General features: G+C 40.1%; 16 protein-coding genes. 8 read left to right on the forward strand and 8 right to left on the reverse strand.

The window, feature by feature from the left end; genetic code table 11:
- Window positions 1–16 precede the first annotated feature (16 nt).
- Both hypA and hypB read left to right on the forward strand, forming a co-directional pair.
- Window positions 17–358, forward strand: coding sequence for a hydrogenase maturation nickel metallochaperone HypA (hypA, locus tag V7K44_RS02650; RefSeq protein ID WP_334928364.1), 342 nt, complete (start codon window positions 17–19; stop codon window positions 356–358).
- The gene (gene hypB, locus V7K44_RS02655) at window positions 349–1,197 is read left to right on the forward strand and encodes a hydrogenase nickel incorporation protein HypB (protein ID WP_334928366.1); all 849 of its coding nucleotides are present in this window, start codon (window positions 349–351) and stop codon (window positions 1,195–1,197) included. The genes hypA and hypB overlap by 10 nt, the downstream gene beginning before the upstream one ends.
- 165 nt (window positions 1,198–1,362) lie before the next feature.
- Here hypB and V7K44_RS02660 read toward each other — a convergent pair whose 3' ends face one another.
- The 6 genes from V7K44_RS02660 to V7K44_RS02685 form a co-directional block, all read right to left on the reverse strand.
- Entirely contained in the window at window positions 1,363–1,737 is a 375-nt protein-coding gene (locus V7K44_RS02660; protein ID WP_179064263.1) for a hypothetical protein, read from the reverse strand.
- A complete protein-coding gene (locus tag V7K44_RS02665; protein WP_334928438.1) occupies window positions 1,727–2,734 on the reverse strand; it encodes an LLM class flavin-dependent oxidoreductase in 1,008 nt (335 codons plus the stop codon). Before V7K44_RS02665 ends, V7K44_RS02660 begins: the two co-directional genes overlap by 11 nt.
- A 148-nt stretch (window positions 2,735–2,882) precedes the next feature.
- Entirely contained in the window at window positions 2,883–3,218 is a 336-nt protein-coding gene (locus tag V7K44_RS02670) for a hypothetical protein (RefSeq protein WP_334928441.1), read from the reverse strand.
- A gap of 347 nt (window positions 3,219–3,565) precedes the next feature.
- The gene (locus tag V7K44_RS02675; RefSeq protein ID WP_334696574.1) at window positions 3,566–3,877 is read right to left on the reverse strand and encodes a hypothetical protein; all 312 of its coding nucleotides are present in this window, start codon (window positions 3,875–3,877) and stop codon (window positions 3,566–3,568) included.
- A gap of 2 nt (window positions 3,878–3,879) precedes the next feature.
- Window positions 3,880–4,167 carry a hypothetical protein gene (locus V7K44_RS02680; RefSeq protein ID WP_334775473.1) on the reverse strand — a complete coding sequence of 96 codons (288 nt, stop codon included), beginning with the start codon at window positions 4,165–4,167 and terminating at the stop codon, window positions 3,880–3,882.
- A gap of 35 nt (window positions 4,168–4,202) precedes the next feature.
- On the reverse strand, window positions 4,203–4,625 hold the full coding sequence (locus V7K44_RS02685) for a hypothetical protein (protein WP_334928370.1): 423 nt from the start codon (window positions 4,623–4,625) through the stop codon (window positions 4,203–4,205).
- A gap of 1,019 nt (window positions 4,626–5,644) precedes the next feature.
- Here V7K44_RS02685 and cysK point away from each other — a divergent pair.
- From cysK to V7K44_RS02705, 4 genes are all read left to right on the forward strand, one after another.
- Window positions 5,645–6,604 carry a cysteine synthase A gene (cysK, locus tag V7K44_RS02690; RefSeq protein ID WP_334928372.1) on the forward strand — a complete coding sequence of 320 codons (960 nt, stop codon included), beginning with the start codon at window positions 5,645–5,647 and terminating at the stop codon, window positions 6,602–6,604.
- Window positions 6,605–7,193: 589 nt separating this feature from the next.
- Window positions 7,194–7,889, forward strand: a complete 696-nt coding sequence (locus V7K44_RS02695; protein ID WP_334928374.1) for a LabA-like NYN domain-containing protein — start codon at window positions 7,194–7,196, stop codon at window positions 7,887–7,889.
- 116 nt (window positions 7,890–8,005) lie between these two features.
- Complete coding sequence (locus V7K44_RS02700) at window positions 8,006–8,716, forward strand: response regulator transcription factor (RefSeq protein WP_334843397.1); 711 nt, start codon at window positions 8,006–8,008, stop codon at window positions 8,714–8,716.
- Between the two features lie 5 nt (window positions 8,717–8,721).
- The gene (locus V7K44_RS02705) at window positions 8,722–9,810 is read left to right on the forward strand and encodes a sensor histidine kinase (RefSeq protein ID WP_334928376.1); all 1,089 of its coding nucleotides are present in this window, start codon (window positions 8,722–8,724) and stop codon (window positions 9,808–9,810) included.
- A 336-nt stretch (window positions 9,811–10,146) separates the two neighbouring features.
- Here the strand turns inward: V7K44_RS02705 and V7K44_RS02710 are convergent, their stop codons facing one another.
- Together V7K44_RS02710 and V7K44_RS02715 are read right to left on the reverse strand one after the other, a co-directional pair.
- Complete coding sequence (locus tag V7K44_RS02710; protein WP_334928378.1) at window positions 10,147–11,028, reverse strand: succinate--CoA ligase subunit alpha; 882 nt, start codon at window positions 11,026–11,028, stop codon at window positions 10,147–10,149.
- A 272-nt stretch (window positions 11,029–11,300) separates the two neighbouring features.
- Window positions 11,301–12,527 carry a succinate--CoA ligase subunit beta gene (locus tag V7K44_RS02715; protein WP_334928380.1) on the reverse strand — a complete coding sequence of 409 codons (1,227 nt, stop codon included), beginning with the start codon at window positions 12,525–12,527 and terminating at the stop codon, window positions 11,301–11,303.
- 619 nt (window positions 12,528–13,146) lie between these two features.
- Between V7K44_RS02715 and V7K44_RS02720 the strand changes: the two genes are divergently transcribed.
- Window positions 13,147–14,886, forward strand: coding sequence for a hypothetical protein (locus V7K44_RS02720; protein ID WP_334928382.1), 1,740 nt, complete (start codon window positions 13,147–13,149; stop codon window positions 14,884–14,886).
- A gap of 584 nt (window positions 14,887–15,470) precedes the next feature.
- A complete protein-coding gene (locus V7K44_RS02725) occupies window positions 15,471–17,141 on the forward strand; it encodes a tetratricopeptide repeat protein (RefSeq protein WP_334928384.1) in 1,671 nt (556 codons plus the stop codon).
- Window positions 17,142–17,414 lie beyond the last annotated feature (273 nt).

A 17,414-nucleotide genomic window follows, 5' to 3' on the forward strand; every position in this document is an offset into this window, starting at 1 on the left:
TAATAAATTTTATAGTATGCACGAACTTGGAATTACCCAAAATATTGTGGCAATTGTGATTGAACACGCCAAAGGCGCAAAAGTACAGCGAGTTTTATTAGAAATTGGCAAACTTTCAGCTATTATGCCCGACGCAATCCGATTTTGTTTTGATATTTGCACTCAGGGTACAGTTTTAGAAGGGGCGACATTAGAAATTTTGGAAATTCCTGGATTAGGGCGATGTCGCCAATGCGGTGCAGAAAAATTTTTAGATAAATCTTTTGGTATCTGTAACTGTGGTAGCGTGCAATTAGATTTAATTACTGGTGAAGAACTTAAAATTAAAGAAATAGAAATAGAGGAATTATGTGTGTAACCTGTGGTTGTTCTGATGATGGCGAGATAAAAATTACAAATTTAGAAACAGATGAGGCTGAACATCATCATACTCACACTTTACCAGATGGAACTGTCATCACTCATTCTCACAATCATATAGAAGCCTCTCAAGTTCATGCCAAAATACACAATACAACAATATCCTTAGAACAGGATATATTGGCAAAAAATAACCTCCTAGCTGCCCAAAATCGGGGATGGTTTAAAGGTCGAAATATTCTCGCCTTAAATTTAATGAGTTCTCCCGGTGCTGGGAAAACAACTCTTTTGACGCGAACCATTAATGATTTGAAGCATCAATTATCTATCAGTGTCATTGAAGGCGACCAAGAAACTGCTAACGATGCCAAAAAAATTAAAGAAACTGGTTCTAAAGTCATCCAAATAAATACCGGAACAGGCTGTCATTTAGATGCATCAATGATAGACAGGGGTTTACAACAACTGAATCCGCCACTAAATTCAGTTGTGATGATTGAAAATGTCGGAAATTTGGTTTGTCCAGCTTTATTTGATTTAGGAGAACAGGCAAAAGTTGTGATTCTCTCTGTTACGGAGGGAGAAGATAAGCCGATAAAATACCCACATATATTCCGTGCAAGTGATATCATGATTCTCACTAAAATTGATTTGCTACCTTACCTACAATTTGATGTTCAAAAGTGCATAGAATATGCTAAAGAAGTAAATCCCAAAATTCAGATTTTTCAGCTTTCTGCAACTACTGGTGCTGGGTTAGAAAATTGGTATGCGTGGCTAACTGAAAAGGTAACAAACTTGTCAGCACTAATTTCTTCTCGCTTGAAGGATACGTAATTTTTTTAACGAACCGCATTCCCGCAGCGTCTCGTTAGAGAAGGAAAAGAAAGATAATTTTAAAAACCTATGTAACTCTTCTAAAATTGCAACACCCTGCACTTTAAAAGTACAGGGTGTAAAACAGCTATATTTTGTGTGATTCCCAATTCTGGCCTATTTACCTCAAAGCCAATCTCGATAAGCTGATATTTCATTTACGCTGATTTCAAATGGCGTCCCCTTCCCAAATGGCGGATAAACGCGGATTTTGCCATTGCTAGCAAACCGCTCTAACCTATTACCTAACTGGGGAATATTGCTGACAATATGCCAGTAAGATACTAAGTCAGGGCAATCAATAATTAATGTGAGGATGCTAGCATTTGTTGTGAGATACCACTGACAATTAGATAATAGGACTCGCGTAATGCGATCGCAAGCTAGAAAAAAGCATCTGCCAGTAGACTGTTCTAGCTCCATTTGCAGCATTCCATCCTGTTTTGTTACCTCAGTGGGAGGTAAATCATCGGGAGGAAGCAAGTATAGTTTAGAAGACATAATTTCGCACCTCTTGGTTGTAGCGCGTCAAACTGTCCAGGTTTTTTTGCAAATCCGCAGACGAGGGTTTGAGTGCTAGCGTACCTAAATTTAATTCGTCCTGAAATTTCTTGATTTTGTCTCGACAAGTCTCCACATCACCGATAATTGAATTCTCAATCAAATAATCTTCATCGAAACAAATATTTGTGCGGTCGAATGGTTTTTGGTTGGGATTCGCACTATTTTTCAATACTTCAGCCGTATTAGCTTTCATTTTCTGGCTAAATTGGCGAACGAAAGGTAACGCTTCACTCACTGCCTCATCAGATGTTTTGCCAACAAAAAAGAAGCGTGCCAACACTAATTTTTCCGTACCACTAGAATTTAAGGCTCGATATTTGCTAACAGTATCCTTCAATCTCTCTAGGGAAAATGGCGGCCCACCCATCAAGCTGAAGGAATGTTTCGCGGCAAACTCGATACCGTCATCGCCGCCAGTGGCAACATACACTGGTATTTGACTCTGCAATGGTTTTGGGTAAATGGTCAAGCGATCGCATTGATAATATCGCCCATTAAATGATACATCAGTTTCATACAAGAGCTTTTGAATCAGTGCGATCGCCTCTAGCGTCTTAGGACGGGCTTCACTTGGTAGAGTCGCAAAATGCTTATTTTGTTGAGGAAAGGGGCCGCCTTTAGCAACTCCAAATAATAATCGTCCATTGCACAAGTTATCCAAAGTGGCAATATCTTCCGCCACCCTAATGGGGTTATGGAATGGCAGTAACACCGCCGCAGTGCCTAATTGGATAGTTGAAGTCAATCCCGCCAAGTGTGCCATTAACAGCAACATAGATGGGCTGAGATTGGATTCACTAAAATGGTGTTCGCTTACCCAAGCTTCCTCAAAACCCAAGCTTTCAGCCTGTTTTACCAGCGCGACTTGCTCAAACATGGCACGACGAGCATCTTGGTGAAAATTATCGTAATTGCAGAAAATTCCAGTTTTCATTACTTGCGTTAATACTTTGTACTCACCGTAGGTGCTGGCTATTCTAGTGGTCGATAGGTTTGTAGTAAGCACTAAAGTGCTTAAATATTTGAGGAATAAAGTCCTCTCTACAAAAGCATTTACCCCTCTCAATTAATGCGATTAATCACTAATTTGCAACCCACTGAAACTCCAACCATAGACGTGGGTTGTTCTCTTTGACCTTCGACATCGGATCGCGCAACAATCGCTTGGCATTTATGCAGACAATCTGAATTAAACCCATATTGTCTGCTACTTCTCTGAGTATTTCTTTTTGAGCTTGCACACAGGAAATCATTTCGTCAGAGCAATAAATTCCTATATATTGCAAACGTCTGGCAGGTCGTCCCCAAAAACAGGTGATGACTTTCACATAACACCCATCCAGCAATTCCCCAACTTGCGGATAGTAATGGTTGACGACTCTTGTGAATTCTTTGGCTAAGATATCTTCAGCAATCATTGGAACTGATATTTCTGTAGCGTCTATCACGCTATTTAATATAACATATTTTTGTCAATTAAAGATAACAAAATAGCTTATTAAGCTTAAATAAAACCTTAAATATTACATAAAAAAAAGAGGTATACCTCATTTGGCATCACCTCAGATTTGCGTAAAGCATCTTTATACAATTAACTCTTGTGGGGTGGGCATCTTGCCCGCCCAGTTTATATGGCGGGCAAGATGTCCACCCCACAATATTGGATAATTTATTTCTTGGATTTTCCTAATCGCCAGGTATATTTGTAAAAGTGAGATGCTCCCAAATACTATGATGTTGAATTCCAACTTTTGAATTTTAATTATTAGCGAGCATTGCGTTCACAAACTAAGACCTCTGCGATGATATCTGGCACATTTACAAAATCTGTAAATCCTTCAGAACCCCGGATTGGTGAAATAAATGTATAGTTTGGATCGCACGCTCCAGTGTCATATACTTGAATAAACCACCGATCGGGAAATCCTTCTATACCTAATTCCACAGTGTACCAACTCTCGCCAATCAGACGAGAGTTAAAGATGGTGAACCACTCTCGGTTCTCTTCTGAAATATTCCAATCTGCCATCAGCAGTTCTAAAGCTATTTGTCCCGCATCCGTTGAAGTCAACAGCATTTTTACTCCTTACTTGCAACTTCAGTATTTGCAACTTCAGTACTGGGAACTTCCGGGTATAAACCTAATTCTTTAGCTAACTCACGCGCCACAAAAAATAGAAATTGGGCACCATCTTGATTGCCTTCATGGGCAAACATAGTTGCTACTTGTAACATTGTTTGTACTAAACCAGAATCAACCAATTCTGGCTTAGATTCTAAAATTTCTGGTTCTTGACCATTAGGACATCTGAGTAACTCATCAATCAGATTAAAATACAGGCTTTGGCGTTGTTCTTGGTCTGTCATGGTAATTTTCTTGATTTTAGTAAATTGTGAATAAGTTACTGTTCGATACTTTGGTGCCACAGTCTTTCCAACATTTCAACTTGTTCTTTTAAAACAGCAGCACGATGAACTAGATATCTGTCATAAAAGAGAATCCCTAACCCAACACAAATTGGGGTTAACAAGAAGAACCATTGCAGGATAGTGGCAAATTTATATTGTTCAGCAACAGTTAGCATTTGATGAACCACATTGCGATCGGAGGATTGAATGCTAGTCTGAGGGGAATGTGTACCCTCTGTCTGGGGAGCCAAGGCGGGAGCATCTGTAGTTGTGTTGTTAACTTCGTAAGCTAAATTCTGAGATTTTACTAACTCCAGATGTCGCTCCCAAATTATGCCAAATACTACTAGTTCTGGTGAAAGCACTGCTAAGGTAACGACGCAAACTGTAAGAACATTTAAAAGTTTGGCTTTCATCTTGGCTCTCCCTTGCTAGGTAGTATGCACCCAGTAAGAAAATATCTTTTGCTGTTTATCTAAAGTAGTTATATATTTCTACCTCTTAAACAGTTTTGATATTAAAATATGTGTAATCGGTAATTTTTACAATCATTAGTGGTCAGTTATTTTTCTCGTCACTACTGACTACTGACTAATAAAAATTTACCACCCTTTTCACAAAACATAGGATTATTCAGTCAGAAAGAACGCACTTAGATTCGGGAATCTGGTTTCATCCTACTCTCAAAAGGGAGATTAAGAAGTCCCCCCTAGTTCACTAAGCTTTCGCTTAGGAATGTTGGGGGGTAGAGGGGAATCTCTGCGTAAATCCTATACGATTTATATCAGCCGCTCTCCACCAAACAGTTTACCCCAGCCCTGTTAAGATTATTAAATTCATTAGAATAGTACTCAAAGCCTGTAATCCACACGTGATAAGTCTTATAAAAATTCATTGGGGTATGGGTGCTAGTGTTTTTCGGACGGGGTTCTAGTATTTTCGAGGTGGGGTTCTGGCGTTTTTGCACTCAATCTCAAAGCAATGTAGGCAATGGTTAAAGACTGTTTTAGATGCATTTTGGGACTGACAAAATCTGCACTCAAAATAAAATATCAATGTCTCTTGATAAAGATAGACTAAGAAATTAGGAAAAGCAATTAAATATTTTGAAAGTAAATTATATTTTTAGAATAAATAGAAAATAATGGAAAAAATATTCATATATACAGAATTATAAAAATTTAATCTCAACCCAAGAGACAATAGTCAGCAATTCCAAATGGTAAACTAGAAGAATGGTAAGCTAGCCTCTTCTCAAGTGAGAATCAATGGGAATATCTCATAAAAGTTCTTCCTAAACTTTCATATTTTATGGTTAAGTTAGAATACATAGTATATACACTCATTGACATTAAACGGCAAAATAAATACATCAAAGCTTATTGTTATAAGTAAATACTCTGTACTTAAAATTTAGGATTTTAGGGGTTAAATAATGCGGATTGCTCAAGACATAACAGAACTAATTGGACGAACTCCTTTAGTTCAACTGAACAAGATTCCTCAAGCTGAGGGAGTAGTTGCAAGGATAGTTGTTAAATTAGAAGGTATGAACCCAGCGGCTTCGGTGAAAGACCGCATTGGGTTAAGTATGGTACTCTCGGCGGAAGCTGCTGGCTCAATTTTCCCAGGAAAAACCATTTTAGTTGAGCCTACTTCCGGTAATACAGGTATTGCTCTAGCAATGGTAGCAGCCGCGCGTGGCTACCGTTTGATTTTGACCATGCCAGAGACTATGAGCCAAGAACGACGCGCTATGCTGAGAGCTTATGGTGCAGCTTTAGAGTTGACACCAGGTGCTGAGGGTATGCGGGGAGCAATTCGCAAAGCCGAAGAAATTGTGGCTAATACTCCTAATGCTTTTATGCTGCAACAATTCTGCAACCCTGCTAATCCCAAAGTTCACCAAGAAACTACCGCCGAAGAAATTTGGGCAGATACAGACGGGGAAGTAGATATCGTCATTGCTGGGGTAGGTACTGGTGGAACAATTACCGGGATTGCCGAAGTACTTAAGCAGCGCAAAGCGACTTTTAAAGCGATCGCAGTTGAACCCAGCAACAGCCCAGTTCTCTCTGGTGGCGAAGCCGGGCCACATAAAATTCAAGGTATTGGCGCCGGATTTATCCCAGATGTTCTCCGCCTAGAATTGGTTGATGAAGTAATTAGAGTCAGCGATGAACAAGCGATCGCTTATGGACGACGTTTGGCAAAAGAAGAAGGCTTATTATCTGGCATATCCTCTGGTGCAGCTTTGTGTGCCGCAATTCAAGTCGGTAAACGTCCAGAAAATGCCGGACGTTTAATCGTGATGATTCAGCCTTCCTTTGGCGAACGTTATCTCAGCACACCCATGTTTCAAGATTTGTCTTTAGAAACTGCTGGCGCGCGTTAAGCAAATAGGAGGACAAGAGAGCAACGAATCATCTCTGTCCTTCTCATTTGGCTCTTAGATAAATTAATACAACTTACTTTTTGAGTTACCTTTTGAGGTGCGATCGCATTCCATATTACGTTATTAGTGCTTCTAACTCTTTGGCATTCCCACCGCTGCGTAAATATTGCTACGCTCATTCCCCCTAAAAACAGTGGGATGTGCGGAATTTGCTTATGTCGGGTTGCCCCTATTACAGGTCTTACAGTTCATACTTACCCAATTATAGATATAGTGCTTCTGGGTTGAGTGCAATACAAATTTAACAAAAACAGCCCTTACCCTGACAAAAAGATTTATTTTATCGAAACTCTTGCTGTCTGGGTGGGTAAAGATTAACATATCTGTGGGCAGAGGCAATATCTCGTTAAATCAACCATAACAATAGTGAAAACCTTGCGCTGTCTATTTTGAATCTTGTTTAGCAGCAGTTAAACTTATCTGCATATAGTGACTCAAGACCATTACCTGCTAGGTTATAAATCAAGCACAGACTATACTATAGAAAATTTAGTCAAAATTCTTTACAGCTTTAAAATCAGAGGTATCAATGATTATAACTAATTTTAGCAAACAAAAAAATGAATTTAAGGAATCTAAAGTACTCAAAGCGAAACCACATTGGCAAGGGCAAAATTTGAGCGATACTGCTGTCAAAGGTAAAGATACCAAGATGCGAGAGCCGGCACCTGATAGTTTGATTTTGAATAACTTAAATCGTGGTCGAGTTGCTATTTTTATTGATGGCTTAAGCCTCTTCCATACAGCCTTGCAACTTGGCATAGAAATTGACTATGTTAAATTGCTTTGTCATTTAACCAGTGGTTCCAGACTATTGCGTGCTTTCTTCTATACTGGAGTTGATATCAGTAATGAAAAGCAACAGGGTTTTCTCTTGTGGATGCGTCGTAATGGCTATCGCGTAGTGGCAAAGGAACTGGCTGTACCAACAGAGAATTTCAAAAAATCAAATCTGAACGTAGAAATTGCTGTAGATATGATAACTTTAGCTCCTTACTATGACACAGCGGTCTTAGTCAGTGGCGATGGAGATTTAGCTTATGCTGTGAACGCTGTCAGCAGAATGGGCGTTCGGGTAGAAGTAGTCAGTCTGCAAACAACGACTAGTGAAAGTTTGATTGATGTTGCTGACTGCTTCATTGACCTTGATAGTATTAAAGCACACATTCAAAAAGATTCTAATCTTGGCTATAGTTATCGCACGTCGTCAAATTCAAACCTCTAATTAACAAGAGGTGGAGAGTGGGAGACACAGGGACGCAGTGAAAGATATTTTTGTGTCTCCTTTTCCCCGTGACTTCGTGACCTGCTTTGCCCATTTTGCTCGACTTTATATTTCAGATGGATATTTTAATAGTTGAAGATGAACCAGAAATTGCTCATTTAATTGAACTCTCTTTAGAAAAAGAAGGATTTTTTTGTCGCACTAGCCGCGATGGCATGAATGCTTTGCGGATGTTTCAAGAGCAACCACCGGATTTAATCATTTTAGATTTAATGATTCCTGGTTTGGATGGGTTGGAAGTTTGTGCCCGAATTCGCCAGAAACCAGGTGCAAAAGATCCTTACATTCTAATGCTCACGGCTAAGGGTGAGGAAATCGATCGCGTCATTGGTCTATCTACTGGTGCTGATGATTATATGGTCAAACCCTTTAGCCCCAGAGAGTTGGTAGCTAGGGTGCGGGCACTATTACGGCGTAGCCTCCGCCAAGGGGGACAACATCAAATCAATCGTACCCAACACTTTATTGTCGATGTAGACCAGCGCACTGCCAGTCGCCAGATAAATTCTCAAGAAGTTGAAATTTTGGATTTAACTACCCTAGAATTTAACTTGCTAACTACCTTTGTCAGCAATCCTGGTCGAGTTTGGAACCGCACTCAACTAATTGATAAGCTTTGGGGAGATAATTTTTTTGGCGATGAACGAGTGGTAGATACTCATGTAGCTCGGTTGCGAAAAAAGATTGAACCCGATCCGGCAAATCCGACTTTTATTAAAACTGTTGTTGGGGTGGGCTATAAATTTGAAGATCCTCTGGTAGCGTAAATGTTATGAAGATGGGGCTGAGAGGACGGCTATTTTTCTCCCACTTAGTAGTAATGATTGTGGGGGTAGCTAGTCTGGTGAGCATCAGCAAAATCTCTTCCCCCCGCTTGTTTGTCTTACATTTGGAAGGATTAGAAAATCAGGGGTTCGACTTAATCGATGTCCGTGCTGAATTGGTTACAGGATTTGAACTTGCTTGGCAGCGCAGCACTATTTGGTCAGTCTTAGTTGGTACTACCGCCGCCGGAGGATTGAGTTACTGGGTGTCCAGACGGATTATGCAGCGATTGACCGAAATGGAACAAATCACCCAAAAATTTGCTGCTGGTCAAATGGATGCACGGCTACCTGTGTCTGACATTCCAGAACTTAGTGGATTGAGCAGTAGTTTCAACCGAATGGCAGCCAGTTTAGAAGGTGTAGAAGCGCGGCGGCGAGAAGTGATTGGAGATATGACCCATGAACTCCGCACACCATTAACTGTGGTGCGCGGTTACTTGGAAGAACTGGCTGATGGGGAAATTGAAGCGTCTCCTGAAATCTATCGGCGTTTAGCTAAAGAAACTCGACGCTTAGAGCGATTGGTGAACGATTTACAAGAACTATCTAAGGCAGAAGCCGGTTATCTACCAATTAATATCCAACGGGTAAATTTGCGTCCGTTGTTAGAGTCATTAGTAGAAAAATTTACCGACCAACTATTAGAAGATGGGCCAGTTCTGCTCTTGCAATGTCCGTCTGTGCTACCTCCTGTATTGGCAGATATTGACCGCACGGAACAGGTATTGGTTAATTTGCTAGGTAATGCAGTACGTTACACTAACGAAGGTTCAATTACCATTACTGTTGGGACTGAAGCTTCTCAACTCTCGATTGCGGTTAGTGATACAGGCATTGGTATCGCTCCAGAAAATTTGCCTCATGTGTTTGAGCGCTTCTGGCGAGCCGATCAATCGCGCGATCGCCATTCGGGAGGTACTGGGATTGGTTTAACTATTTCCCGCCGTTTGATCGAATTACAAGGCGGTCAAATTCAGGTTGAAAGTGAATTGGGAGTTGGCAGTACGTTTCGCTTTTTTCTGCCTTTGGCTTGAGACAAAACTTTGAGTTCCGAGGGATTGACACAAGGTAGTCATGGCTGTGTCATACACAATTGCTAATTTGAAAGTATCCAAAATTCTAGCTTGTTGATGAATGCCAGGATTTTAGAAATGCATAGAGTGTAACATTATGTCTACTTTTATTTTGGCTGCTTTTTTGGTTAGTTTACTCAGTGCTTCGGGTTATGCTGCGATCGCCTACCTGTTCCCTCAAAATCGTTCCCAAGACTGACGAATTAAAATAATTCGTAATTCGTAGTTAAAAATTGAATTACGAACTTGTACTGAGCGTAGCCGTTGGCGCAGCCTCTCGTAGAGAAGTATTAGTAATTAGTTAATTTCCTTTCGCAATAATTCGGGAATTTGAGAAGGGCGTTCGGCTACTGTAACTTCTGCTTCTTTTAAAGCAGCTAATTTACTTTGGGCTGTGCCAAAGTTAGGATCGCGTCCGATAACTGTTGCTAAAGTCCCAGTTTGACGCCAAGTTTTTCCTGGTGGTGCAAGTCTACCTGCAATGTAGGCAATTACTGGTTTATCAATTGCCTCAGCAATGTACCGCGCTGCTGCTTCTTCACTACCACCACCGGGTTGACCGACTAAAACGATCGCTTGTGTGGTTTCATCTTCATCGAGAATTTGCAGCCATTGCAAAAATGAGGAACCGACGATCGCATCACTACCAATACTGACACTAATCGACTGCCCTAAACCTGCTTTTGTTAATTCGTAAGCGATTTCGTAGGTGAGGGTACTGCTACGACTAACGATCCCCACTGTTCCAGGGGTATAAAATTCGCTGGGTTGAGTCCCTAAAAGTATTTTTCCCGGTACAATGATCCCCGGACTATTTGGCCCGATTACCAAAGTTTCACAGGCTTCGGCTTTGCGGAGTAATTGCACCATATCCAAAGGCGGCACACCAGCAGTAATAATAATAATCTGGCGAATCTTAGATGCGATCGCTTCTAATGCCGCATCTAACACGTCGTAAGGATCTACACAAATAATTGTTGTATCAATTGCCCCAAATTGTTCTATTACCTCCTCTACTAAATCAAATACTGGCAGTCCATGCAATTCCTGTCCACCGCATCCAGGATTGACACCAGCTACCAAATTTGTGCCATAAGCTTTCATTTGAGCAACATGAGTGCTTGATATAAATTCACAAAAGCCTTGAATTAAGACTTTACTTTCTGGCGTTAGGTTCATAAAAAATTACCGTAAGTTTGGCGACCCAGTGCCTTCAACCACTGGGTATATTGATTCAATTTTTACTGAAATTCCAAAAACTAGTTTTGAAGGCGAGTGTTCCAAAAGTCAGAAAACTAGCCCCTAGCTAGGAATATTCAGTTTGAATGCACCATATAATTTAGTTCCAGAAAGCAAAGCTGTACTTGATTTGAGCATCAAATTCAACAATTTATACCCGACGGTAAAAACTAATAATTTTTGATTTTTGAATTGGAACAAAATGACATTCACTATCTTTTATTAGCCGTTGGTTTAGCAAGGAGAACTGCTGCTGCCACTGCCTCATCTAAATTTTCTACCACGACGAGCGCATCGGTGTGGGTTTTTAGTGTTGTCAAATATTTTCTCGCAGTGTTAAATTCGGAACCAGCAAGACGGACAACTAAAGATGGAAAATTAAGCTGTCGCCGAACTTTACTACCATTAGAACGTACAACCTGTGATTGAAGTTCGCTGTTGTCTTGCTGCACAACTCTAGCTATAACTTCAGCTACTTCCTCAGTTTGTGGAATGCTACCCAGAAAGTTAATTAATATTACTTGAATGCTTTTATCAGCCTCCAGCATTTTCAAACCTGTTTCTAGGCGATCGCGGAAGGTAGTTGGTGTAGTATCTGTAAGGAAAGCATGACGTAGATTCAAACAAACACCTGGGTTGCCACCAGCATTGGCAACTAAATCTAAAGTTGCCATCACTGAACCAGTACCATTACCTAAAATACCGATTTTTCCATGCATTTGCACACCATCCCAGTCACCTAAAATACCGTTAATTTCAGTAGTGGTATGACGACTGATAATTTTTGCTGCCATCTCAGCGAGATCGGGATGACGCTTGATCGACCGTTCGTTGACCCTGACTTTACCATTAAGAGCCATAACTTGACTAGTAGTACTGACTGCCAAGGGATTAATTTCGACTAAATCCAGGTCTTTTTGGACAAATAAGTGGTACATCTTCTCCACAACGCTGCTTACCGACTGCATCAGCGTCCCTTGTAAACCCATTTTCAAAGCCAATCGTCGAGCATAAAATGGCGAGAATTCCTGTTCCACAACAACATGGTGCATTCTTTCCCCAGCGGATTCCCAATCAATATCTGCTTCTTTGCAACCTAAAAGTACCGGTCGGCAGACAGCTGTGTCTAAAACCACTGCTAGATAAAATTCTTGGTTGGCGTCGTATCTAGATTCTGCCAGCACAACTTCCGGCAATTCGCCCCATATTGGTAAACTAAAGATATTTTGAGCAGCTGCTATCGCATCGATAGTCGTTTGGGCAAACCTGACTCCACCCGCTTTTGCCCGTTCCGCTCCGTGGACTTGAGATTTCAGTACAATTGGAAAGCGAATTTTTAACCGTTTCAAATCTGTAGGATGGTCAATTCGTTGCGAAGGCAATACCGGAATGCCTATCTTCGCAAACCATTCTTTAACTTGGTACTCTAATAAATCCATTGATACACCTTGTATTGACACTTTCCAAGATTTTGGTTATTCCTGTCTTGATATTTTGCAGCTATAAAAACTTATTTTTCACGGATCAATTTTATCGAATTCAGCAAATGAAGCATATTAATTTTGATAGTCAACTTGTTTGTGCCAGAGCCACAACACATAATTAATCTCCTCAGCAAGTTTTCCAGCATAGAAGATAACTAGCTTTTTTGTCAAAACCCTCTGACATAGCATCGTTTTCTTAACCTTTAGATAATTTGGCAAAAATTGCTCTGCAACTAGAATTTCGTAAAGCAGATAGCTTTTGTGAATTTAATTATCGCAAAGTAATGCAGTGAAAATACTCAAACCTTCTATTATTCCCATTTTTTATTTGTAATTTATATCTGAAGACAGATTATTTAATTTTGCATATAGCGCTGTAAAAATGTATTGTTACGAACAATATTTACTTTTTTAATTTTTGGTGAAAAGTCAGAATTTGTGTTAGAAAGTTGGTCGTTCAGATTCTCAGGCTGTGGTTGGTTAAATTGTGCATTTGCATTCAACAAACCTAAAAAGTTCATTTCATCCCCTTAAAGATAATCAAAACAATATAGAAGTTCAGCGGGAAAGCTCTATGAAAGTAGCAGTCCAGCAGGAAGATTTACAGCTTTTAGCCAAGACCTTGCAAGAACAATTACTTGTAGAAGTCTCAACGGCTGAAGTCTTCGAGGTTAAGTGCGTCGTCAATAAAGGCGAGCTAATGATTTTAACGCAACACGCGTCAGATGTAATCGTTGACGCTCAACTAATTTTTGCAGTCATTGAGGAGGTACTTCAGTCTCTAGCACCCCACAAAGAACAGCGGGTGCAATGTTTCCTCAGAGTTTTTGGCGAACAACTCCCTTATACTAAATGTTTCTTGGCATTGAAGCCGACGGGGGGATGGGTAGCAGAGGGAGATGAGGAAGTAATATCCCCCTCATCATCTCTGACATATTCTCCATTAATCAATGAGAACGAAGAAGAAAAAGAAGAAGAACTGTTTGACCCGTTTGCAGATGTGCCGAATTTCTCGGCTTCAAAGCCAGGATTCCAGGTCAAACCTATCCTACTGGGTGCAGCGTTGGTGGGAATTATAGTTTTAGGCGGTGGTGTTTACTTATTGACTCGCCCTTGCGTGATGTCTGAGTGTCAAGAAATACAAAATGCCAAGCAATTAAAAACACAATCTCCGCAACTGATGCGCCGCGCTAAGTCTGAAAAAGAATTAGTAGCTGTACAACAGCAACTTGCAACAGGCAGTGCAGACCTGAATGTAATTCCTAGTTGGTCGCCTCGCTACCAACTGTCACAGGAACTAAAAGCAAGTTTGTCTGGACGAGCAGAAAAAATCAATCAGGTGGTCAAAGCTGTGCAAACGGCATCTTTGGCGACACAAAAAGTTCAAAATCCAGCATCTAGCTTAGAAGAATTACAAACTCGGCAACACTTATGGCGACAGGCTATAGCGCCACTAGAAAGTATAAGTTCCAGTAGTGAACTCTATGGGCTAGTGCAGGGTAAATTACTAAATTATCGTGTCCGTTTGCACGCTGTAAATCAACAGATATTTATTGAGGAAAAATGGCTGAAAAAGCTAACAGTGGCAAAAGGTGTAGCCGTTGCAGCCGAGAAGCGGGAAGCTGCTGCTAAATCCTTAAATGACTGGCAAAAGGCGCAGTCTACTTGGCTAGTAGTAATTAATGCCTTGAATACCATTCCCCGAAATAGCGTTGGATACCAAGAAGCCCAAAAGCTGTTGGTAGATTATAAACCTAAGTTAGTATTAGTACGCGATCGCGCTACTAAAGAACAATTAGCTGTTAAAACCTACCAACAGGCCCTTAGCACTGCCAAGCAAGCCAAAGTTTATGAACAACAAAACCAATGGCAAGCAGCGGCGATATATTGGGAGCAGGCTTTGCAAACTGCTAAAAAAGTTCCCCAAGATAGCTTGTACTACACTCAGGCTCAGTCTCTCATCGAACCCTATTCATCTGCGCTCAAACAAGCACAAGAAAAACTACAAGTTGTTAGTAGTTTGCAACAAACCCGCACTGACTTGGATAAGACCTGTACTAATGGAATTCGGATTTGCACCTTTACTATGGACAATGCAGAAATTATTGTCCGACTAACCCCTGAGTATGACCAAATAAGGCAAAATAACTTGGCTAATCCTTATTCTAAGAATTCAGATACTGCTGTTGATGTTACCAATCACTTGCAAATCTTACGCGAAGCCCTAGCCGTAATTGGTGAAAATGCCAATCTATCACTTTTTCTTTATGATTCCCAAGGTCAAGTAATTTATACGCGGACTTTAGGCGGGTAAGTAGAATTACCAGTGAAGTATAAAGGATGAATTGTACATTAACTAATTATAACTGCTTGCAGTTGAGTCAAATATCAAGGCGACCGCATCATGTCAAGAAGCAAAGTATATTCTCAATGAGTCAAAATTAATGTCATTAACTCTTACTTATTGCGAAAGGTTTAGGCGATTGCTTTGGGGCTTAAAAAATAATCAAACGCAAAATCCTGATTTTTTCGTTGGTTTTTAACCTTCGTTGTGATCAAGAGTAATTTAGATGTGTTTGCCCTGTACCTGTTACTGCTATTAGTAAGCTTTATCAACCCAAAATCTGGGCAGGATTACAAAGTCTTGCTATGGTTATCCGTGTCCGTCATCTTTGGAATAAAACTACTCGCGAAGTTCAGTTTTATTTGACTTCTTTGCACAGTGATACTCAACTTATCGGTTTGGCTATTTGCAAACATTGGGGTATTGAAAACTAGACTCATTGGACTCTAGATTATACATTGAGAGGGCTGCGCTATGAACTTATGCAAAGCTGTACTTAGCTTGTCACACATCGTGTATATACTTAAAGATAAAGGTTTCTATTTGGGTAAATTGTGAAAAACCCTAAACTAATTATTCTGCTTTTAAGCTTATTTCTAACAACAACACTACAATTGGTATCTGCCCAAGCCCCTATTCAACAGAGTCCTAAACAAGAATATGTTGAATCACTATTTCTATTAGGCAATGCTGCCCAAAATGCAGGTGAATACTTAAAGGCTGAAATAATTTGGCGTAAAGTGTTGAAAATTGAAAGTAACAATGCAATAGCTCACAACAATTTGGGCATTACCCTGAGAAAGCGGGGGAATTTGGAAGAAGCAGTAATTGAATATCTAGAAGCTATCCAAATCAACCCTAAAAATGCTAATGCATACAAAAATCTGGGCATTGCGGAGTATTATATAGGAAATTTGGAAAAAGCAGTAGATGCATATCGCAAAGCTATCCAAATCAACCCCAAAGATACTAATACATACAAAAATCTGGGCATTGTCCTGAGAAAGCAAGGGGATCTGCAAGGAGCAGTAGGGACATACTACGTAGCTATCCAAATCAATCCCAATGATTCCTTATACTACAATCTAGGTCTTACACTGTCTGACCAAAAAAAACTGAATGAAGCAATAGCTGCATACAAAAAAGCTATTAAACTCAACTCAAAAGATGCTAGTGCATACAAAAATCTGGACATTGCCCTGAAAAGCCACGGTAAACAGAATAAAGGAATAGCCAACTACTATGAGGGGCAAGCTATAAGTTTACAAGATTATATTGACACACCTACAACTACTCAGACATTGGCTCACAATGGTTTGGGATTTGCTTTACAGCAGCGAGGCTATTTAAAAGATGCAATTAAAGAGTATAAACAAGCCATCTCCCTAGACGCAAATTTCGTAATTTCTCAAAACAACCTCAAAGAAGCACAACGACTTTTGTTATTGAAACAAAATCCACCCCCACCAAAAAAGATAGATGATCGCCAATGGCTACCCAATCCTAAACAGGAACCATTAGTTGGAGTATTACGTTCTGTAGTAAGAATCATTGCTGAAATTCCTACCGGCAATAATATTGGCGCAGGTTGGGTAGTAGACATAGACCGTTCAAAAAATACAGCCTGGATTCTCACCAATCGTCATGTCGTCACGGATGCTCAAGATACAAAGCACAACAGTGAAAAAATTGAGTTGGAATTTTACAGTCACCCGCCTTGTGACGCGTGTCTCCCTCGATATAAAGCCAGAATTATGAAAATCACAGAGGCAAACGATCCTCTAGATTTAGCTTTACTTAAAGTTAAAGACATACCAGAAGATATCCAACCATTAACAATGTCTTCATCTTCTAAAGCTGTGGAGCGCACCACTGAGGTAATTGTTATTGGTCATCCTAGTAATGGCACTGACTGGACTACTGAATCGGGCAGGATTAGCAATGTAATCCCTGAAAAAGACCAACTCCAAATCACAGCCACTCTTGCAGAGGGCAACTCTGGTGGCCCAGTCATCAATAAAGAGACAAAGCAGGTTGTAGGTATTATGGTGCAGATTACTGGGTCTGGATTTGAACGAGAAAATGCTACCCAAAATCAGTCTCAACCCTCAAATCCTGCCACAGGTGGATTTGGTTTTGCGTACGATATGGACGTAGTAATTGAAAAACTTCGTGAATGGAGAATAAACTTCTTACAGAAGTCAGTTAAACAGATTCAATTTTGAACAGACGAAGTTCATAATTGTACAAACCAGCTATGAGATTAAACCTCAAGCCAAATCTTTTTCTACGATTGTGATAACTGTCAGATAAAATTTTAAACACTTTGAGTTTTTGTAACATCGACTACCACTACATCTACTTGATAATCAGAGCTAGAAATATCTAATATTTTAATGAGATGAGTGTAAATAAATATAACTATGTTACAAAAAAACTCTCGTTATGACACGATGATTGAATGGCATATAATCTCTTGATACCAATTTAATGTGAAG

This window comes from Nostoc sp. (genome assembly GCF_036917235.1).
In the GTDB taxonomy this organism is placed as follows: Bacteria; Cyanobacteriota; Cyanobacteriia; order Cyanobacteriales; family Nostocaceae; genus Nostoc.